This is a genomic window from Gordonia sp. OPL2, assembly GCF_003797825.1.
GTDB lineage: Bacteria > Actinomycetota > Actinomycetes > Mycobacteriales > Mycobacteriaceae > Gordonia.
The window spans coordinates 20,330-39,786 of record NZ_RKME01000041.1; the positions used below are offsets into that span (position 1 = coordinate 20,330).

General features: G+C 65.8%; 16 protein-coding genes. 8 read left to right on the top strand and 8 right to left on the bottom strand.

Annotated elements, in window-relative coordinates; translation table 11 throughout:
- Positions 1-75: 75 nt before the first annotated feature.
- From EEB19_RS24680 to EEB19_RS24690, 3 genes are all read left to right on the top strand, one after another.
- The gene (locus tag EEB19_RS24680) at positions 76-1,854 is read left to right on the top strand and encodes a penicillin-binding transpeptidase domain-containing protein (protein WP_187589959.1); all 1,779 of its coding nucleotides are present in this window, start codon (positions 76-78) and stop codon (positions 1,852-1,854) included.
- 114 nt (positions 1,855-1,968) lie between these two features.
- Complete coding sequence (locus EEB19_RS24685) at positions 1,969-2,826, top strand: hypothetical protein (RefSeq protein WP_187589960.1); 858 nt, start codon at positions 1,969-1,971, stop codon at positions 2,824-2,826.
- The gene (locus EEB19_RS24690) at positions 2,823-3,299 is read left to right on the top strand and encodes a hypothetical protein (RefSeq protein ID WP_187589961.1); all 477 of its coding nucleotides are present in this window, start codon (positions 2,823-2,825) and stop codon (positions 3,297-3,299) included. The genes EEB19_RS24685 and EEB19_RS24690 overlap by 4 nt, the downstream gene beginning before the upstream one ends.
- Positions 3,300-3,324: 25 nt before the next feature.
- Here EEB19_RS24690 and EEB19_RS24695 read toward each other — a convergent pair whose 3' ends face one another.
- The 8 genes from EEB19_RS24695 to EEB19_RS24730 all read right to left on the bottom strand — a co-directional run bounded on the left by EEB19_RS24695 (position 3,325) and on the right by EEB19_RS24730 (position 13,701).
- Positions 3,325-4,842 (bottom strand): long-chain-fatty-acid--CoA ligase, encoded by a 1,518-nt coding sequence (locus EEB19_RS24695; protein ID WP_187589962.1) that lies wholly within the window; start codon positions 4,840-4,842, stop codon positions 3,325-3,327.
- 44 nt (positions 4,843-4,886) lie between these two features.
- Positions 4,887-6,041 carry an acyl-CoA dehydrogenase family protein gene (locus EEB19_RS24700; RefSeq protein WP_187589963.1) on the bottom strand — a complete coding sequence of 385 codons (1,155 nt, stop codon included), beginning with the start codon at positions 6,039-6,041 and terminating at the stop codon, positions 4,887-4,889.
- A 10-nt stretch (positions 6,042-6,051) separates the two neighbouring features.
- Entirely contained in the window at positions 6,052-6,879 is an 828-nt protein-coding gene (locus tag EEB19_RS24705; protein ID WP_187589964.1) for an SDR family NAD(P)-dependent oxidoreductase, read from the bottom strand.
- A 57-nt stretch (positions 6,880-6,936) separates the two neighbouring features.
- Positions 6,937-7,347, bottom strand: a complete 411-nt coding sequence (locus EEB19_RS24710) for a MaoC/PaaZ C-terminal domain-containing protein (RefSeq protein WP_187589965.1) — start codon at positions 7,345-7,347, stop codon at positions 6,937-6,939.
- Positions 7,344-7,808, bottom strand: a complete 465-nt coding sequence (locus tag EEB19_RS24715; RefSeq protein WP_187589966.1) for a MaoC family dehydratase N-terminal domain-containing protein — start codon at positions 7,806-7,808, stop codon at positions 7,344-7,346. The genes EEB19_RS24710 and EEB19_RS24715 overlap by 4 nt, the downstream gene beginning before the upstream one ends.
- On the bottom strand, positions 7,805-8,998 hold the full coding sequence (locus EEB19_RS24720; RefSeq protein ID WP_187589967.1) for a lipid-transfer protein: 1,194 nt from the start codon (positions 8,996-8,998) through the stop codon (positions 7,805-7,807). Before EEB19_RS24720 ends, EEB19_RS24715 begins: the two co-directional genes overlap by 4 nt.
- Positions 8,999-9,095: 97 nt before the next feature.
- On the bottom strand, positions 9,096-10,247 hold the full coding sequence (locus EEB19_RS24725; protein ID WP_262365904.1) for a TetR/AcrR family transcriptional regulator: 1,152 nt from the start codon (positions 10,245-10,247) through the stop codon (positions 9,096-9,098).
- Positions 10,248-10,302: 55 nt separating this feature from the next.
- Entirely contained in the window at positions 10,303-13,701 is a 3,399-nt protein-coding gene (locus tag EEB19_RS24730) for a DEAD/DEAH box helicase (protein ID WP_187589968.1), read from the bottom strand.
- A gap of 81 nt (positions 13,702-13,782) precedes the next feature.
- Between EEB19_RS24730 and EEB19_RS24735 the strand changes: the two genes are divergently transcribed.
- From EEB19_RS24735 to EEB19_RS24755, 5 genes are all read left to right on the top strand, one after another.
- A complete protein-coding gene (locus EEB19_RS24735; RefSeq protein WP_187589969.1) occupies positions 13,783-14,967 on the top strand; it encodes an alkaline phosphatase family protein in 1,185 nt (394 codons plus the stop codon).
- 131 nt (positions 14,968-15,098) lie between these two features.
- Entirely contained in the window at positions 15,099-16,250 is a 1,152-nt protein-coding gene (locus EEB19_RS24740; protein ID WP_187589970.1) for a TIGR03364 family FAD-dependent oxidoreductase, read from the top strand.
- A 31-nt stretch (positions 16,251-16,281) separates the two neighbouring features.
- Positions 16,282-16,974, top strand: a complete 693-nt coding sequence (locus EEB19_RS24745; RefSeq protein WP_187589971.1) for a phosphonatase-like hydrolase — start codon at positions 16,282-16,284, stop codon at positions 16,972-16,974.
- A 245-nt stretch (positions 16,975-17,219) separates the two neighbouring features.
- Complete coding sequence (locus tag EEB19_RS24750; protein WP_187589972.1) at positions 17,220-18,560, top strand: MFS transporter; 1,341 nt, start codon at positions 17,220-17,222, stop codon at positions 18,558-18,560.
- Positions 18,561-18,671: 111 nt separating this feature from the next.
- The gene (locus EEB19_RS24755; protein ID WP_187589973.1) at positions 18,672-19,391 is read left to right on the top strand and encodes a GntR family transcriptional regulator; all 720 of its coding nucleotides are present in this window, start codon (positions 18,672-18,674) and stop codon (positions 19,389-19,391) included.
- Positions 19,392-19,457 lie beyond the last annotated feature (66 nt).

Here is a 19,457-nt window from a genome sequence, read left to right on the forward strand (position 1 = left end):
GATAGCACATCGCTATCGGGGTTCACCGTGTCCCGACTTTGCCGGTCGACGCGGACACGCGGTTAGGTCCCTCCCATGACGCGATGGCTCGGCGTGCTGGTGGCAGGTGTCCTGGCGATCTCCTCGGCGACCGGATGCCTCGCGCGATCCGACTCGCCCGGCGACGTCGTCAGCGGATTCGCCGACGCACTCTCCCGAGGTGACGTCGACAGTGCAGCCGATCGCACCACGGACCCCGCCTCCGCTCGTGCTGCGATCCGCGCGATGTTCGACGGGATGGGCCGCCATGCGCGGCTGACCGCATCGGCGCAGATCGTCGACGACAAGAAGGTGACCGCGACGATCGATCAGGACTGGACCATCCGCAACGACCGTCATCTTCGGTACGAGTCGACAGCCACGGTGAGCCAGGTCGATTCCACGTGGCGCGTCGAATGGCGGCCCACGGTCCTTCATCCGTCGCTCGCGACCGGTGAGACCCTGTCCTACAGCGACGACATGGACTACCGCACTCCCGTGCTCGACCGCACCGGCCGACCGCTGATGACCTGGCAGCCGGTGTCACAGATCCGCTTGCACCGTGACCATCTGGATTCGGCCGAGCGCTTGGCGGACATCCTCCGCGTCGTCGAACCGAGTATGAGCGGCACAGGGATCCGGCGGTCATTCGCGTCGAGTACCGAGGACTCCCAGACGGTCATCCGGTTGCGTCCCACGGACATGGCCAAGGTGCAGAACGCACTTCGTGGTCTCGACGGTGTTTCCACGTTGGAACAGGGTGCGCTGCTGAGCGCGACACGGGCCTTGCACTCCCCGGCCATGGCCGGACTCGAGGACGTCTGGCGTGATGCGATCACCCGTACCGCCGGATGGTCGGTGAGCGTCGTCGACGAGAAGGGAACACCGACGGATCTGCTGAAACAGGTCTCCGCACAACCGACGTCGGCCATCAGAACCGGACTCGATCGCGACATCCAGACGCAGGCCCAGCGTGCTGTCGACGCCGAACGACGTCCGGCGGTCATCGTGGCGCTCGCGCCGTCGACGGGTGAGATCGTCGCCGTCGCACAGAATCCGGCGGCGGACAGGTCCGGCGCGATCGCCTTGTCCGGACTCTATCCTCCGGGTTCGACATTCAAGACGATCACCACCGCGGCCGGTCTGGCGGACGGTGTGGTGTCGCCATCGTCGCGGGTCGCCTGCCCCGGACGCGCGAGAATCGAGGGCCGCACGATCCCGAACGAGGACGATTTCGATCTCGGCGTCGTGCCGTTGTCGTCGGCGTTCGCGCAGTCCTGCAACACGACGATGGGCGCGCTGGCCAACCGCCTGCCCGCCGACGCGCTGCCGTCCACGGCTCACGGGTTCGGCATCGGTGTCGACTACGTGATCCCCGGTATCACGACCGTGACGGGACGAGTGCCGGTCGCGAACACCCCGGCGCTGCGGGTGGAGAACGGGATCGGGCAGGGCACGGTCGCCGTCAGTCCTTTCGGGCTGGCCGTTGCCGAGGCGAGCCTGGCTCGTGGAGAAACGGTGACCCCGGTGCTGCTGTCCGGCCGCCGGACGGTGGCCGACGCTCCACCGCGCCGTCTGCCCGACACGGTGGTCCGTGAGCTACGCGCGATGATGCGACAGACGGTCACCTCCGGGACCGCCACCGCGCTGCGCGACATCCCCGGTCTCGGCGGCAAGACCGGAACCGCCGAATACGGCGACAACCGCAATCCGCACGGCTGGTTCGCGGGGATCGTCGGGGATCTCGCCTTCGCGACGTTGGTGGTCGGCGGCGGGTCGTCGGAACCCGCCGTCGCCGCAACGGGGCGTTTCCTGCGCCCGCTGGCGCAGCGCTGACGTTCGCAGCCCCTTCGCCCGGACCGGCCTGAACTGTCGGACCCGTCCCCTACTCTGTGGCTGTCGGGTGGGCGAGGACGGCCACCCCGGTTCACCACCTGGGAAGGAGACCTCATGTCCGACAATGGTTTCGACAGTCATTCCGAGGGCGGTTCCGACGGCGGTTCCGATCATGGCGCCGACCTGGATGTCGACGCCATGATCGACGATGCGTGGCTGGCCTTCACCGCCGACCTGGGCCGTCGGCTGGCCGCCATGGACATCGGCGACGAGGTCGAGGTCGCGCAGTCTCGCGAGTTCCCGGAGGGACCGCACGGGGTCATCCGGTTCGTTGTCACCCCCAGCGGTCGCGTCCGGGCGATGATCGACTCCTCCGACCTTCACACGACTCCCGAATACCACCGCGAGCAGGCCGGTGATCTGCTCCACGGCGGGTGGCGGCAGTCCGGTGGCACCGCGTTCGTCCACGAGGTCGGGCGCACCGGCATCCCCCTGCTGGCCACCGTGGCGGTCCGAGCGCTCCGCGACATCTGGGAGGTCATCCATCCCGCCTTCCTGGAGATCGCCACGGACGCGATGCCGGCCGAGCCGGTGATCGAGGTCGACACGACACCAGTCGAGGCCCCCACCGACGCGGACGAGCATGTCTGCGAGAGCGATTCGCTCCCCGCCGGCATGCAGTACATCATCGATCTGGACAAGGAGAACTGTCTGATGCCGACCACGATCGCCCGGTTGTGCCGATACGACGTCGGCGTCCTGACCGGATACCTCGAGGTCTGTGAACGCGAACTGCGCGAGTGGCGGGTCAACGCCCGGACCGTGCGGGCACAGGGAGCCGAGCGCGAGGACATCGAACTGTGCGACGGCGAGGCCGCGTTCTGGCGACGTTTCGCCACGCTGCTGCGGGTCGCCGTGCGCATCGCCGAGCAGACGGGCTCGGCCGATCAGGGGAGTCCCGTTCTCAAGTGAGACAACACCCGCCGAAGAAGATCCTCTACGTGGACCTCGACAACACCCTCGTCGACTTCCAGTCCGGCATCGACCGGCTGAGCGCGGCCGACCGATCCACCTACCGCGGTCACTACGATGACGCACCCGGCATTTTCGGTCTGATGGATCCGCTGCCGGGTGCGGTCGAGTCGTTCGCCGAGCTCACCGGACTGTTCGACACCTACATCCTGTCCACCGCGCCCTGGGACAACCCGAGCGCCTGGACCGACAAGCTGTTGTGGGTGAAGCGTCACATCGGTGCCGAGCCCGGCAGTCCCGCCTACAAGCGCCTGATCCTGTCGCACCACAAGAACCTGAACAACGGTGCGTTCATCATCGACGATCGAGACAAGCGCGGGGTCAAGGAGTTCATCGGCACACACATCCATTTCGGCCGGCCGGGGTTGACGACCTGGGCCGAGGTCATGGACCACATGCGGCCGCTGGCGTGAGGTGCGGCAGGCAGTCAGTTCACCGTCAGCTCATTGTCTTTCGCAGTTCCCGCTTCAGGATCTTGCCGGCTCCCGACATCGGGAAGGTTTCCACGATCTCCAGGCTGCGCGGCACTTTGTAGCCGGCGATGTCGGCCTTGCTGTGTTGGCGGAGTTCGTCGAGAGACAACGCGGCACCGGGTTTGAGGGACACCACGGCGTGCACGCGCTCCCCCCATCTGTCGTCGGGAACACCGATCACGGCGCACTGCAGCACCGACGGATGTTTGGCGACGACGTTCTCCACCTCGATCGAGTAGACGTTCTCGCCGCCGGAGATGATCATGTCCTTGAGACGGTCCGCGACGAAGACGTAGCCGGCATCGTCCATGATTCCGCCGTCGCCGGTGTGCATCCAGCCGTCACGAAGGGCGGCCGCGGTCTCCTCCGGCTTCTTCCAGTATCCGAGCATCACATGCTCGCCCGACACCACGATCTCTCCGAACTCTCCCCGCGCTGCCTCGGACCCATCAAGGTCGACGATCTTCACGAGTGACTGGGGTGCGGCTTGACCAGCCGAGCGGCGACGCACCGGATCACGGTGATCCTCGTCTGTCAGCATCGTCGCGACCGGTGACAGTTCGGTCATGCCGTACGCCTGCAGGAACCTGGCGGCCGGGAAGGCGCCACGAGCGCGTTCGAGGAGAGCCTCGGAGATCGGCGACGCCCCGTACATGAGGACCTGCAGTCCGGAGAGGTCGAAGTCCTTCAACCGTGGATGATCGACGGTCATCTGGATCATGGTGGGAACCAACAGAACATCGGTGACCCCTTGCTCCGCGATGGCCGTCATCGTGGCAACCGGATCGAAGCCCGGGATGATCACGTGCGTACCGCCGAGCAGCATGTGCCCGATCGTGGAGGCCAGGTCCGCGAGGTGAAACATCGGAGCGACATGCAGCACCCGCCCTCTCGTCGACCACGCGCCGCTGGCCGCCGAACCCATGGCCGACGCGAAGAGGTTCCGATGGCTGAGCATGACCCCTTTGGGAAAGCCCGTCGTGCCACCTGTGTAGAAGATCCCGGCCAGCTCGTCACCGCCACGTCTCGCGTCCGGTATCGGACCAGATGACGCGACCTGCTCATACGGCACCATGCCTACGGGGGTGTCACTGTCGCCGCAGTGGATGAGCGTGGACAACTCCGGGCACTGCTCTCGGAGCGCACCGGCCAACTCGCTGAACGTGTCGTCCACGACGAGGGTTCGGACGTCGGCTTCGACCAGCGAGTAGGCGATCTCCTTGACGCTCCAGCGGGTGTTGACCGGCACCACGACTGCATCGGCCCATGCCACCGCCAGAATCGTGTGGAGATAGCGGTCGGAGTTCAGCGCGAGAATGGCGACACGATCTCCGGATTCGACGCCGAGTCCACGGAGGCCACCGGCGAGAGATGCCACTTCCGAGCGCAACTCCCCGAAGGTGAATCTCCGGTCACCGCAGATGGTGGCAAGGGCATCGGGTTGGAGTTGGGCGTTGCGGTGGAGCGGCTGGGTGAGATACATGAGGGCTCCTCAAAGCCTGGGAATCGGGTGCAGTCCTGGGTGGGTCACAAGGCGCGAGCGATGAGATCCTTCATGACCTCATTGGAGCCGCCGTAGATCTTCTGCACGCGCGCATCGGCGTACATGCGTGCGATCGGATACTCGCGCATGTAGCCGTAGCCTCCGAAGAGTTGGACGCATCGGTCGACGATCCGGCACTGCTGCTCGGTGAGCCACCACTTCGCCATCGCCGCGGTCGTGGTGTCGAGTGCGCCGGTCAGGTGGCGCTCGATGCAGGAGTCGATGAACACCCGACATGCGTGGGCGAGGGTCTCGCATTCCGCGAGCACGAACTTGGTGTTCTGGAAGTCGAAGATCGTCTGACCGAACGCGTTGCGCGACTTGGTATACGCGACGGTTTCGGCGATGGCCACCTCCATGGTCGCGACTGCCGACACTCCGATGATCAGACGTTCCTGCGCCAGCTGCGTCATCAGCTGACCGAAACCCCGCCCTTCCTCGCCGCCGAGCAGGTTCTCCGCCGGTACGCGGACATCGGCGAAGGACAGTTCGGAGGTGTCGGCGGCCTGCTGACCTACCTTGTCGAGGATCCGACCGCGGGTGAATCCGGCAGCGTGAGCGGTTTCCACGACGACCAATGACACGCCCTTGGCCCCGGCCGATGGGTCGGTCTTGGCCACGACGACGATCAGATCTGCCTGGGACCCGTTGGAGATGAACGTCTTCGATCCGTTGACGACGTAGTGGTCATTGTCGCGGATCGCCGTCGTCGAGATGTTCTTCAGATCTGATCCGGCACCCGGTTCGGTCATCGCCACCGCCGCAATGATTTCGCCGGATGCCATACGCGGCAACCAGCGTCGACGTTGCTCCTCGGTGCCGTAGGCCAGGATGTAGTGCGCGACGATTCCGCTGTGCACAGCGTTGCCGAACCCGGTGTCGAGGGCGCGGGCCTGCGCTTCGAGCACGGCGAGATCGTGGGCGAACGTCCCTCCACCCCCGCCGTACTCCTCCGGGATGGAGCAGCAGAGCAGTCCGATGTCCCCGGCTTTGGTCCAGACGTCGCGATCGACGAAGTGCTGCTGTTCGAATCGCTCCCGGTGGGGGATGATCTCGCGGGCGAAGAACTTGTCGGCGAGTTCCCCGAGAGCCGTTGTCTCCTCGTCGCGCCAAGGTGAGCGGTAGGTGATGGAGGGCATCCGCGTCGTCCTAGCCCTCGTAACCGCCGCCGGTGACCATGATCTGGCCACTGACGTAGTCGGCTTCGGGGTAGGTGAGCATCACGACGGACCCGGCGGCCTCATCAGGTGTGCCCGGCCGGCCGAGCGGGATCGTCTGCTTCATCGCCTCCAGCAGATGAGGGTTCACGCCGACCTTGATCTCGCGGCCCTCGATGTCGATCGAGGAGTTGCCGTCGGCAGCCACCTCGGTCAGACGGGTCTCGATGAATCCGAACGCGACTGCGTTGACATTGACGTTGTACCGGCCCCACTCCTTGGCGAGGGTGCGCGTCATGCCGATGATCCCCGACTTGGCCGAGGAGTAGTTGACCTGGCCGGCGTTGCCGTAGAGCCCGGCGATCGACGAGATGTTGACGACCTTGCGCTGCAGCCGGATGCCGGATTCCCTCTCCGCCTTGGCGGCCTTGCTGATGACCGGCTGCGCGGCCCGCAGGATACGGAACGGGGCCTTGAGGTGAACGTCGAGGATGGCGTCCCACTGGTCGTCGCCCATCTTCTGGATGACGGTGTCCCAGGTGTAACCCGCGTTGTTGATGACGATATCGAGGCCGCCGAACTCACCGGTGGCCGTGCCGACGAAGCGCTCGCCGAAGTCGGGGGTGGTGACGTTGCCGGCACAGATCACGGCATTGCCTCCGGCCGCGGTGATCTCGTCGACGACCGCCTGGGCCGGGTCCGTGTCGAGATCGTTGACAACGACGTTGGCACCTTCGGCAGCCAGTTTCAGGGCGATGGACCGACCGATGCCGCGGCCCGAACCGCTGACGATCGCGGTTTTTCCGTCGAGTTTTGCCATGATGATTCGTGTTCCTTTGTGTATGAGGGATTGTCGGGTGTCAGATCAGGTCGACGTTCATTCGAGGGCGACCGTTGCCTCGCCGAGAAGGGTGGCCGTCCCGTCGGCCAGGGTCACCGACAGTTCGAGCGTGGCAAGCCGTTCCCCGTTGACGTCGTCGATCGAGGTGACGGAGGCAGTGCAGGTGGGTTGCCCGTGCACGGGGGTGATCGCTGCGAACCGGACCTTGTACGACCGGAGCTGCCGCTGCGGAATCAGATCGGTGAGTAGGCGGGCGAGGTAGGCCATCGACAGCATGCCGTGGGCGAACACATCGTCGAGGCCGGCGCTCTTCGCGACGTCGAGGTCGACGTGGATCGGATTGTGGTCGCCGGAAGCGCCCGCGAACAGCGCCAGCGTCGTCCGGGAGATGGGATCGATCTCCAGCGCGGGCAGGTCGGCTCCGACGTCCAGTGTGGGGGCGGTCATTGCCCGTCCTTTCCAAACTCGTTCTGCACCACAGTGGTGCCACGTAGCACTGCGACGGTCACGCCGTCCTGATTGGTCACGGTGGTGTCCTTGACGATGAAGTCGAGCAGGCCGCCCTTCTTGTCGAACATGTCGGCGATGCGACTCGTCGCGGTCAGTTCGTCACCGGCGTAGGCCATCTGGCGGTAGTCGAACTGCTGTTCGCCGTGGAGTACCCTGCGCAGGTCGACGCCGAGTTCGGCGAGGAACGCGAACGGATTCGGCGCCTCGAGTTCGATTCCGAACATGAATGTCGGCGGTACCGGCAGGTCCCGGTGGCCTGCCTGCTTCGCGGCGTCCAGGTCGGTGTAGACGGGATCGTGTTGGCCGGTGGCCTCGGCGAAGGCGCACAGCCGACTGCGGGTGATCAGCAGTGAGACCGGCTCGAACTCGCGGCCCATCGCGGTGGTGTCGAGACTCATCGGGCGTCCACCTTCTGGTACAGGGTGACGACACAGGCACCACCGAGTCCGAGGTTGTGTTGCAAAGCGAGGTTCACGCCGTCGACCTGGCGTGCGTCGGCCTGCCCACGGAGTTGCCAGACGAGTTCGGCGCACTGCGCAAGTCCGGTGGCACCGAGCGGATGCCCCTTGGACAGCAGACCTCCGGACGGGTTGGTGACCACGCGCCCGCCGTAGGTGTTGTCGCCGTCGCGGATGAACTTCTCGGCCGTGCCGGTCGGGGTGAGCCCGAGCGCCTCGTACGTGAGGAACTCGTTGGTGGTGAAGCAGTCGTGCAATTCGACGACGTGGATGTCCTCGGGTCCGATGCCGGCCGCCTCGTAGACATTGTTCGCGGCGGCCGCGGCCATGTCGTACCCGATCACCTGACGCATGTCCCGTGACTCGAAAGTACTTGCAGTGTCGGTGGTCAGGCTCTGCGCACGGACGATGACATCGGCATTGACGCCGTGCTTCGCGGCGAACTCAGGCGTGCAGATCACCGCGGCAGCCGCGCCACAGGTCGGCGGGCAGCACTGGAATCGGGTGAGTGGTCCATAGATCGTCGGCGATCCGAGGACCTGCTCGACGGTGAGCAGCTCACGGAAGACCGCATTCGGATTATTGGCCGCGTGCTTTCGCGCCTTCACCGAGATCTCCGCGAAGATCGCCGGGTCGATGCCGAACTCGTCGACGTATGCCTGGCCGGCACCACCGAAGAACTGGGCGGCCATCGGTGAACTCGGGTCGGTGCCCTGCAACTCGTCACGAAGGCTCTCCTGCCGGGCCATCGGGCTGGGCCGATCGCTGTACACCGAGCCCAGCGCGCCGGGCACCATCTGCTCGAAGCCGAGCGCAAGAGCACATTCGACGACGCCGTTCTCGACGGCCTGCCGAGCCAGCCACAGCGCGGACGACCCGGTGGAGCAGTTGTTGTTCACATTGACGATCGGGATGCCGGTCTGGCCGAGACCGTAGAGCGCAGCTTGTCCCGATGTTGAGTCGCCGTATACATAGCCGACGTATGCCTGCTCCACGAGCGTGTAGTCGATGCCTGCGTCGACCAACGCAGCCGCGGCCGCGGACTCCCCCATGTCGGCATATGTCCCGCTTCGACCGGGTTTGGTGAACGGGATCATCCCGACGCCCGCAACATGCACCGTATTGGTCATTGCACATCCTCTCCACTTGAGTGATGCCAGTCACCTTAACGTATATTTACTTCAGACGGCAAGGGTTGCCCCTGCCCAACCGATCGATAGGAAGTGGTCAGTCAGAGAAGAGGACGGCTAGGGCCATGGCAGTCATGTCCTCGGCCAACGACCCGTTCACCTGCAGGTGCTCGAGTCGGGCAAGCGTGTGGACGACACTCAGAGCGGTGTGCACCAGGATGCGCGCCGAGGCCGTGTCCAGGTGGGGGCGGATTGCCTGCAGCAGGGCGGTCCATTCGGCGACGTACTCACGTTGCCGCGCGTGTCCGTCCGCCGACAGCGTGCGTTGCTCGGTCAGCAGCAATGACGTGAGAATCGTCTTGTCCAAGGCCAATTCGACGTATCCGTACGCAAGGTCGGCGAGCGCGCCGGCCGGTTCCGAGTTCTCGCGCAGCACTCGATGCAAGAGCAGGAACAGCGCACTGGTGCCCCGTTCCACGGCGACCTGCAGCAGTGCGGACTTGCTTTCAAAGTAGCTGTACAGGTTCGGTCCGGACACCCCGGCGGCCGCGCCGATGTCGTCGAGGCCGGTTCCTTCGTAGCCGTTCTCGCCGAACAGCACGATCGCGTGTCCGAGCAGGGCCTCCCGCTTCGAGGCGGGCTGTAGGACCGACGGCGCACGGTCCTGCGGTTCGGTCGGTGGACCGAGCTCGGCGGCGCACAGCCGTACTGCCGCACGGGTCATGAGCTCGACGTACTCGGGGTTCCCGATGCGGGTCGTGTGTGTCCCGGGACTCGCCAGGATCGCCTGCACTCCCCACGCGAGTTCCTCGGCCTGAAGATCCGGAAGCGCTGGACGGTGCGCCCTGATCAGATCGCGGTACTCCCGGTTGGTGGCGTACAGACGCCTCTGTAGTTCATCGCGACGTTCCTCTGGCAGGTTGCGTGCTTCCCGCCACCACAGCACACCGACGTCACGGTGAGCGACGGCATGCTCGCAGCTCTCGGCCAGGGCGTGGTCGAGTGTGACGGTGGACCCGAAGGCGGGTGCGACCTCGGCAAAGCTCTGCTCGATGACCGCACCGAGCAGCACCGACTTGTTGGCGAAATGCCGGTAGAGCGCACCCGCGGTGATGCCCACGCGATCCGCGATCATCGCCATCGACACGTTCGGATATCCGACCTCGACGATCAGCGTGCGCGCCGCGTCGAGGATCTGCTCCTTGCGGTTCTTCGGTCGGCGCCGGACCGTGGACAGCTTGGTGGTCATGAGCACCTCACGCGCGATTGATGTGAACGACGGTTAAGCCTAACAACGACTCCGTTCAGAGATCCCCGATCATCGCCCGCACATCGTCGGGGGTGAGGCCCGCACCGAAGAGGTCACCCTCGTCGACGACGGCATCGAACAGCGCACGCTTCTTCGCTTGCAGCGCCACGACGTTCTCCTCGATGGTTCCCTTGGACACCAGGCGATACACGGTGACGGGACGGGTCTGGCCGATGCGATGCGTCCGGTCGACGGCCTGCGCCTCGGCGGCGGGATTCCACCAGGGATCGCAGACGAAGCAGTAGTCGGCCTCAGTGAGATTGAGGCCGAAACCGCCTGCCTTGAGGCTGATCAGGAAGACTTTCGAGGTGCCGCCGGTGAATTCGTCGATGGCGGTCTTGCGCTGCGACGCCGACATCGAGCCGTCGAGGTAGCTGTGGGCGATGCCGAGTTCGACCAGTCGTTCGCGGACGAGCCCGAGGAAGCCGGTGAACTGGCTGAACACCAGCGCGGCGTGACCTTCCGCGATGAGTTCGGGCAACTGCTCGGCGAGGTAGTCGATCTTGGCGGACGCCACGGCGAGGTGGTCGTCGTCGATCAGCCCGGCGTGCAGACTCAGTTGGCGGAGTTTGGTCAGTGAGGTGAAGATGGCGAACCGGTTGTCCTCCCAGTCGCCGAGCAGACCGAGGACCTTCTGCCGCTCGCGGTTCAGATGGGTCTGGTAGATCCGTTCATGCTTCACGCCGAGCTCGATCGCCAGGACCTGCTCCTGCTTGACGGGGAGGTCGGATACGACCTGATCCTTGGTCCGCCGCAACATGACCGGCCGAATACGTCGGCGCAGCTCGGCCAACCGTTCCGGATGCTGTCCGCTCTCTATGGGTTTGCGGTAATAGTCGGCAAAGACCTTCGGCGACGGATACAACCCGGGGGCCGTCAGCGACAGCAGCGACCACAGCTCCATCAAGTTGTTCTCCATCGGTGTTCCGGTGATGGCGATCTTGATCTCGGCACCGAGCCTGCGTGCGCACTGATGGGTCTTGCTGTGGTGATTCTTCACGAACTGCGCCTCGTCGAAAATGATGCCTGTCCAGCGGATCTCGTTGATCGATTCGAATTGCAGCCGGAGCAGTGTGTACGAGGTGACGACGATCTGGGCGCCACCCACCCTCTCGCCGAACGGTATTCCGCTCTTGGCCTCGGTCGTGGTGACCGCGACCGCCTCCAGTCCGGGCACGAAGCGGTTCGCCTCGCTGACCCAGTTGGCGACAACGCTCGTCGGCGCCACGACCAGGAAGGCTCCGGTGGACACCTCCGTCGATGCCTCGGCGATGAGGGCGAGCGCCTGGACCGTCTTACCGAGACCCATGTCGTCGGCGAGGATGCCGCCGATGCGGTTCTGCCACAGGAATCTGAGCCAGTCGAGGCCGGCGGCCTGGTAGTCCCGGAGGTCGGCGTGCAGCCCGACCGGCGGTCCCGCGGGCGGCGGGACCGATGCCGTCGCGAGCTGCCGGATGCGCGAATGCCACTGTGCCAGTTGCTCATCGACGGTACCGAGACCCAAGAGCTCGTCCCAGAGAGTGGCGTTGTAGGTGTTGCGCCGAATCAGGCCGTTCTCCACCTCGCCGAGGGCCTGGGCCTCGCGGAGCAAGTCGGCGAGGCGCTGCAGCTCCGGGGTCGTCAACGAGAAGTACGTCCCGTCGGGCAGGAGCAGGTGGGTGGCGCGGCTCGCGATGCCGCGGATGACATCGCCGAGCGGCACCCGATGCCCATCGACTTCCACGCCGATCCGCAGGTTGAGCCAGTCGTTGCCGACCGGCGACTCATCCTCGCCGATGACGATCTCGGGTTCGTTCTCCGTCGGCCGGAAATCGGCGGGCTCACCGATGACCTCGACGATGATGTCGTCGCCGAGTTCGGGTACCAGCTCGCCCAGGAGTATCGCGGTGTCGAGCAGTGAGTAGGTGAAGGTTCGGCGCAGCAGCCCCGTGGTGGCGCTGCGCACGGCATCGGTGATGTCGGCGGCGACGACGGCATCGAGGTCGCGGTCGTCGGCTCGCAGTCCTGCGTGACGGCCCTGGGTGATGATGCGTCCGGCCTGCTGCTGCCACCGCGTGCACCGCTGTGCGACGAGTTCCATGGCGGGACGGGCGGATTTCCACGCCTGCGTCTCCGCGCTCGCGTCGCGGATGTTGTTGTCGGCCACACGATCATCGATGGTGAAGTCACGGGGCCGGCCGTTGACGAGGTAGCGGATCTCCCAGTTGACCATGGACGACTCTGCACCCACGCGGATGACGAGCAACGGCAGCGGGCCGTCGATGGTCGGATTCGGGAGGGCGTCGTCGTCGACGACCACCGGGAGCGTGGCCGCCAAGGACGGAAGGAGTTCGGTGGTGAACTCCTCGATCTCGTCGTCGGGCACGACGATCCCGCCCTGGGTCACGAGCGACTCGAGCGCACCACGATTCGGTGGCGACTCGAACGGGCCCATCAGGAGGACACCGTCCTCGGTGACAGTGAACGCACCATGAGGTCTGCCGTATCCGATCAGGCCGACCCGGGAGCCGTGCCACGCGTCGTGGTCCACCTGCATCTCCGGTGTGACGCGGACACCGCCGGAGCCGCGACTCACGTGAAACGAGACCCGCGACGACCTGAACAGTTCGACCGATGTTGCACCTGTCGTGTGGTGCGGGTGCAACGTCACCCCGGCGTCGCACGCCTGCTGGAGCAACTCCCAGATGTCGGGTGGTCCGAATGACAATTTGATCACGTTGCGGTCGCCCGGTGTGCCGGCGTCGCGGGCGGCCCGGACGACGGCCCGTACCGCACGGAGGTGTTCGGGATCGAACGCGCTCGCCTCGAAGGACGTCGACTGCCACAGTCTGCTGTGTTGTTCCGCGACCGATCCCCAGCTGATGCCGGTCCGCACCCAGGTACGGCGCACACCGAGGGTGACCAGCCGCAGCACCGGGCTGGGTTGAGGTTCGTAAGAGGTCGCCGTGGGAATCTCGACCTGGATGCCGATGGGTGCCACCGGTGCGTCCTCGTCCGGCTGGGCATGGACAAAAGCGCCGAGCGTGGTCCGCCACTGGGCGGGCAGTGCAGTCACCGGCGCGCCGCGTGTGTGCGGGCGCTCGCCCCACGTCTCGTTGTCGAGCGCGGTGAGCAGCAAGGCTGCCCCGTGTTTGCACATCATGCCCACGGGGCAGGAGCACTCGGTGTGGGTGAGGATTCGTTTCGTGCCGTCCGCAGTGAAGACCGCGTGCGTCTCGTAGGTGTTCTGGCCGGATCCCTCGCACAGACACCGGAGGGCCAACTGATCGTCGGACCACTTCATGTCGAAGACCCGACCGTCGTCCGCGTAGTCGCTGCCGCGGTCGAGGGTGCGCTCGTCGAACTCCATGAAGAGATCGCTCGCGGAGTCACCCAGCGGGTCGTATGCGGACATGCACCCAGGCTAGGGGTGGATCGCGACGAGATCGACGATGTGTCGGGTCTGTCCACAGCGTCGACGGATACGGTGACGTCTGTGAGTACTTCGGCGCACGAGCTGCACCCGCGTGACTGGAACGGCTACGCGACTCTGGCCGACGTGCTGCCCGCGATCGACGACGCCTTCGATCGGCAGCCGTCCTCGATTCTGCCGATCCCCGCGAGCAAGGACGTCGTCCTCCTGCTCGTCGACGGGCTCGGCGCCTCACTGCTCGATCAGCACGCGGAGATCGCCCCCACCCTCACCGCCATGCGCGCCTCGACGATCCGTGCAGGATTCCCCGCGACGACCGCGACCAGCATCACCAGCCTCATGTCGGGCACATCCTGCGGCCGCCACGGGATCATCGGCTACGCCTTCCGAACGGATCGGGAGGCCACCCGCGGACCGAACAGGCAGACGCTCAATGCGCTTCGGTGGACACTGAATCGGTCGACCGGGCCGTCAGCGTTGGGTACCTATGTTCCGGAAGATGTACAGCCGGTGGGTGGGACGCTCGTCGACATGGCCTCACGCGGCGTCGAGGTCACCTATGTGATGCCGGGGGCGTATCGCGGTTCGGGCTTCAGCCGGGCGGCCTTCCGGGTCGACGGCACCCACATCGCGGCCCAGACTCCCGCCGAGATCGCCGACGGCGTCTCGTCCACCCTTGCCGTCAGCACACCGCGGCACCGGCTGGTCTATGCCTACTGGCCGGATCTCGACGCTGCAGGGCACCTGTTCGGGCCTGGCTCCCCGCAATGGGTGGCCACCTTGGCAGCGGTGGATCGAATGGTCACCGACCTCGCCTCCGATCTGTCACGCAGAGCCACCCTCGTGGTGACCGGCGACCACGGAATGATCCACGCGGACAACAGAATCGACATCGACACCACCGACGAGATGCTGAAGGGCGTCGAATCGGTATCCGGCGAGATGCGGGTCCGTCAGGTCTACACGCGCCCCGGCGCCCGCGACGACGTCCAGTCCTTCTGGGAAGGGATCACCGGTAACAACGCACACCTCGCGCCACGCGAGCAGGTCCTCGACGAGGCGTGGTTCGGGGCCGAGGTGACCGACGTTGTCGCTCAACGGATCGGCGATCTGGTGGCCGTCGCCCGCGGAACCACGATCCTCACCCGTAGTCGCACCGACCCGTCACCCGAGGTCACCATGCCCGGGCATCACGGCGCGTGGACCGCGTCGGAGCAGCTGGTGCCACTTCTCGTTCACACTGCGTGACCAGCTTCGGTCGAAGTATGCCTTTGTTTCACGTGTAACCGATTGTTTACCCAGCGCAGTCTCCCTGTAACCATCGTTGTATAGCTTTCTTTCCCGTAAGTATTGACATCAGACAGTGCCAGCGGGAAGGTATGACCATGATCACAAATGACACCGAGTTCGACGTCGTCGTCGTGGGAGCCGGGATCGTCGGCCTTGCGCACGCGTATCACGCGCATCGGCGCGGCCTGTCCGTCGCGATCCTCGACCACGCCGACCGGGTCGCAGGTGCCTCGGTTCGCAACTTCGGCCACGCATGCATCACCGCCCAGTCCGGTGAGGCGCTCGAGTACGCCCGCACCGGTCGGGCGCACTGGCTCGAACTGGCGCACCGCGCCGGCTTCTGGGCGGCGGAGACCGGCACGGTCGCGATCGCACGGCATGACGACGAGCTCGCCGTGATGGAGCAATTCGCCAGCGACAGAGGCGCTTCCGAGGCCTGCGTGCTCGATCGCGCCGAGATCCTCGAACGCGTACCGGCCGATGGCCGGCATGTCGTCGGCGGGATGTTCATGCCACGCGACCTGCAGGTCGACCCGCGGGCGGCGGCCCCGATGATCGCCCGGTGGCTGGAGTCCGAAGGTGTGCACTTCTTCTGGCGGACATCCGCGACGTCGTTCGAAGCCGGGCTGGTCCGGACAACACGTGGGGATCTGCGCGCCTGCACCACCTTCATCACCGTCAACCACGACATCGACCGCCTGTTCCCGGAGATCGCCGAGGGGATCGAACTCCAGCGGTGTGCCCTGCACATGATCAAGGCCGCTGTCCCGCTGCGCTTTCCCATGACGAGCCCGCTGTTCACCGGATGGTCGCTCCTGCGCTACAGCGGTTTCGAGGCCATGCCGTCGACCGGTGTCGTCGCCGATCGCCTCCACAGAAACCATCCCGAGCACACCGCCCTGGACCTGCACCAGATGTACACACCACAGCCAGACGGCACAGTCCTCATCGGCGACACCCACATTCGCGAGGTGACGCCGTCGCCGTTCCAGTCCGAAGAGGGATTCACCACGCTCATCGAGGTCACCAAGGAACTGTTCGGGGTCACCTCGATCGACGTCATCGAGAGATGGCAGGGCGTGTACTGCAGCGCCGCCGGACACGAGTTCCTGCGCGCCGAGCCCGTCCCCCGGACCCACATCGTCACGGTCACCACCGGCATCGGCATGACCACCAGCATGGGCCTCGCGCACGCCAGTGTCGTCGAGGCACTCGACCACTCCACCACCGTCGTCTCCTGATATCGACTCCGCCAGAAAGGTACTGACCATCATGACCGCCACCCCGGCCCCCACCCCGATCGAACTCGTCGTCTTCGACATGGCCGGTACGACCGTCGCCGACGACGGTCTCGTCGTCGCGTCGTTCCTCGCCGCCGACGAGCACGCAGGACTGTCGGCATCCGACGCCGACCGCACCACCATGCTCGACTATGTCCAGGAGACCATGGGGCAGTCCAAGATCACCGTCTTCCGGCACCTCAGCAAGGGCAACGAGGAGCAGGCCCAATCGGCCAACAAAGAGTTCGAGCGCATGTACTCCTCATTGGTCGCCGAGGGTCGATGCAGCGCCATGCCGGGTGCCGAGGACCTGTTCCGTTCCCTGCGCGATCGAGACGTGAAGATAGCCCTCACAACGGGATTCGCCCGACAGACACAAGAGGCGATCCTCGGGACACTCGGTTGGGAGGACGTCGCCGACGTCGTGCTGTGCCCCGGCGACGAACTACGCGGCCGGCCACATCCCGACATGCCTCTCGAAGCCCTCATCCGAACGCGCACCAGCGCCGTCGACGCGATGATGGTGGTCGGTGACACCGCGTCCGACATCACCAGCGGAGTCCGGGCAGGCGCCGGGATCCTCGTCGGCGTTCTCAGCGGCGCACACGATCGCGATCAACTCACCGCCGCGGGCGCACAGCACATCGTCGACGGAGTCGCCGATCTCGCCGCGCTTCTGCCGTAGTCCCAACCCCCCTCCCCCGCAACAGCTCATCTGATTCACCGGGCGGGTTCGCCGACAGCCACCAGACACCAGCGACCCTGGTGATGGATCGCGAACCCGCCGGGCGATCCCGCATGCCTTCTCGCCGTTCCGGCGCCCCACCCTCTCGCGCGCCCGGCCTCTCCGCCACTCACACGCGCATCATCGTCGCTGCGTCTCGTTCACCGTGCACTCGATGCACTCTTCCCCGAAGATCGAAGGACGTCATGACCACCTCTCCCGCCCTCGACGGCATCCGCGATGCCGAGATCGTCCCCCTCTACCGACGGTGGAGGGTGCAGACCTTCGCCGTCACGTGGATCATCTACGCAGGCTTCTACTTCACGCGGCAGGCGTTCTCGGTGGCCAAGCTGGGAATCCTCGAAGACCCCGTGCTCTCGACCACCCTGTCCAAGAGCGTCCTGGCCAACCTCGACGCCGCGTACCTGGCGGCGTACGCGGGAGGTCAGTTCGTCTGGGGCGCGATGTCGGACAGGTTCGGTCCACGACGAATCCTGTTGTGCGGACTGGCAGTATCCGCCGTCGTCGCCTTGCTGATGGGTCTGCTGCCCGCCCTCGTGTTCCTCGCACCGCTGATGATCCTGCAGGGGCTTGCGCAGTCGACCGGCTGGTCGGGGACGTTGACGAACATGGCCCAGTTCTTCACGATCTCCGAACGCGGACGAATCCTCGGATTGTGGAGCACCAATTACGCTTTCGGCGGCCTTGCCGCGGCTCCGTTCCTCGGCTGGATCGCCTACAGCGTGTTCGACGACTGGCGTGTCGCGTTCTTCACCGGCGCCGGCGTCGTCGGCGTGATCATCCTCGTCACCCTTCGGTTCCAGCGGAACTCACCCACGGACGTCGGGCTTCCGGAGATCGAGGAGTTCCGCGCCGAGTTACATGAGCCCGCACCCGTCGGCGAGGTCACCGACGAGGACCGCGACATGGCCCAACCGACGACGTCGGCGTGGCAGACGTACCGCACCGTCCTCGGCAACAGGATGGTCCTCACGCTCGGCCTCACCTACTTTCTCCTCAAACCCGCGCGCTACGCAATCCTCTTGTGGGGTCCGGTGATCGTCGCCGAACGGCTGACAGCTGCGAGCAACCTGACCGCGGTCACCGTTCCCATCGCCTTCGGTGTCGCGGGTGTGCTCGCGCCGATCCTGCTCGGCCAGATCTCCGACCGGGTGTTCAAGGCGAAGCGGATTCCCGCCTGCGTCATCTCCCTGGCCATCCTCGTCGCAGCGCTGATGCTGTTCACGCCACTCACCGCCACCCAGAACGTCTGGATCATGGTCGCGGTGTTGTCGGTGATCGGACTGACGCTCTACGGTGCCGACGCGATGGTGTCGTGCGTGTCGGCGGTCGACTTCGGCACGTCGAAGCACGCAGGTGCGGCATCGGGGATCATCAACGGATGCGGTTCCGTCGGAGCGATCTTCGGTGGCCTGCTGCCGGGCTACCTCGGCACCACGGCGCTCTTCTACGGCTTCGCGGGCGCAGCGACCGTCGCCGCCCTGATCCTGCTGCCACATTGGAATCGGGTGCCGAGCACCGACTGACCACTTCTGTCTGACACCGGGTGGCCACCCTTGCACGGGTGGCCACCCGGTCGTCGTCGGTTAGGGTAGGTAGACAAGTTCCCAGGTGTACCGAACGGCGCGGAGGTCGGGTTGTCCCCTCGACATCAGGAGATCTACCAGGCAATACGTGCCCAGATCGTTGACGGCGAGTACAAGCCGGGCGACGAACTGCCCCCGGAGACCGTGCTCATGGAGGAGTGGAAGGTCAGTCGCGGGCCCATTCGACAGGCCTTGTACAACCTCCGGTCCGAGGGTCTGATCTACACCACCCGTGGTCGGCCGGCCCGCGTCCGTCGGCCTCACCAGCCGACGCAGACGCTGGCCTCGTTCACCCCGTTCTCACAGTGGGCACTGACGTCGGGCCGCGAACCGGGCAACCACACACTGAGCGTGTCTCGTCGGCGGGCAGACTCCGAGATCGCGGACGGCCTCCAACTCGACGAGGGTGCGTTCATCGTCGAGGTCGTGCGACTCCGGACACTCGACGGAGTGCCCGCGCTGCTTGAGCGCAGCCGGTTCACCCTCGACACCGGTCACAGCCTGTTCGAGTTCGATGCCGACAAGGGTTCCATCACCGATCATCTCGTCGACGTCGGCGTCGAGTTCGCCTCGATGCGGCACGAACTCGACGCCATCGCGGCCGATGCCACCGATGCCGAGGCGCTGCAGATAGCCGTCGCGGCGCCGTTGCTGCGGGAGCGACGTACCAGCTTCGATCCGCAGGGCAAGCCGTTCGAGTACTCCGATGACCGTTACCGGCCGGACCAGGTGACGTTCTCGATCATGAACGCGATGACCGGGGAGGGCTGAGGGCGGGTCCGGGGAGCCAGCAGGACCCGCTCGGCGAAATTCTGGACCCGCTCGGCGAGGCCGGGG

Bases quoted from the DNA above. Each gene is read 5' to 3' on its own strand.
- EEB19_RS24680 (WP_187589959.1), top strand. From the start codon at position 76: ATGACGCGATGGCTCGGCGTGCTGGTGGCAGGTGTCCTGGCGATCTCC.
- EEB19_RS24685 (WP_187589960.1), top strand. From the start codon at position 1,969: ATGTCCGACAATGGTTTCGACAGTCATTCCGAGGGCGGTTCCGACGGC.
- EEB19_RS24695 (WP_187589962.1), bottom strand. From the start codon at position 4,842: ATGTATCTCACCCAGCCGCTCCACCGCAACGCCCAACTCCAACCCGAT.
- EEB19_RS24700 (WP_187589963.1), bottom strand. From the start codon at position 6,041: ATGCCCTCCATCACCTACCGCTCACCTTGGCGCGACGAGGAGACAACG.
- EEB19_RS24705 (WP_187589964.1), bottom strand. From the start codon at position 6,879: ATGGCAAAACTCGACGGAAAAACCGCGATCGTCAGCGGTTCGGGCCGC.
- EEB19_RS24710 (WP_187589965.1), bottom strand. From the start codon at position 7,347: ATGACCGCCCCCACACTGGACGTCGGAGCCGACCTGCCCGCGCTGGAG.
- EEB19_RS24715 (WP_187589966.1), bottom strand. From the start codon at position 7,808: ATGAGTCTCGACACCACCGCGATGGGCCGCGAGTTCGAGCCGGTCTCA.
- EEB19_RS24720 (WP_187589967.1), bottom strand. From the start codon at position 8,998: ATGACCAATACGGTGCATGTTGCGGGCGTCGGGATGATCCCGTTCACC.
- EEB19_RS24725 (WP_262365904.1), bottom strand. From the start codon at position 10,247: ATGACCACCAAGCTGTCCACGGTCCGGCGCCGACCGAAGAACCGCAAG.
- EEB19_RS24730 (WP_187589968.1), bottom strand. From the start codon at position 13,701: ATGTCCGCATACGACCCGCTGGGTGACTCCGCGAGCGATCTCTTCATG.
- EEB19_RS24740 (WP_187589970.1), top strand. From the start codon at position 15,099: ATGACCATGATCACAAATGACACCGAGTTCGACGTCGTCGTCGTGGGA.
- EEB19_RS24745 (WP_187589971.1), top strand. From the start codon at position 16,282: ATGACCGCCACCCCGGCCCCCACCCCGATCGAACTCGTCGTCTTCGAC.
- EEB19_RS24750 (WP_187589972.1), top strand. From the start codon at position 17,220: ATGACCACCTCTCCCGCCCTCGACGGCATCCGCGATGCCGAGATCGTC.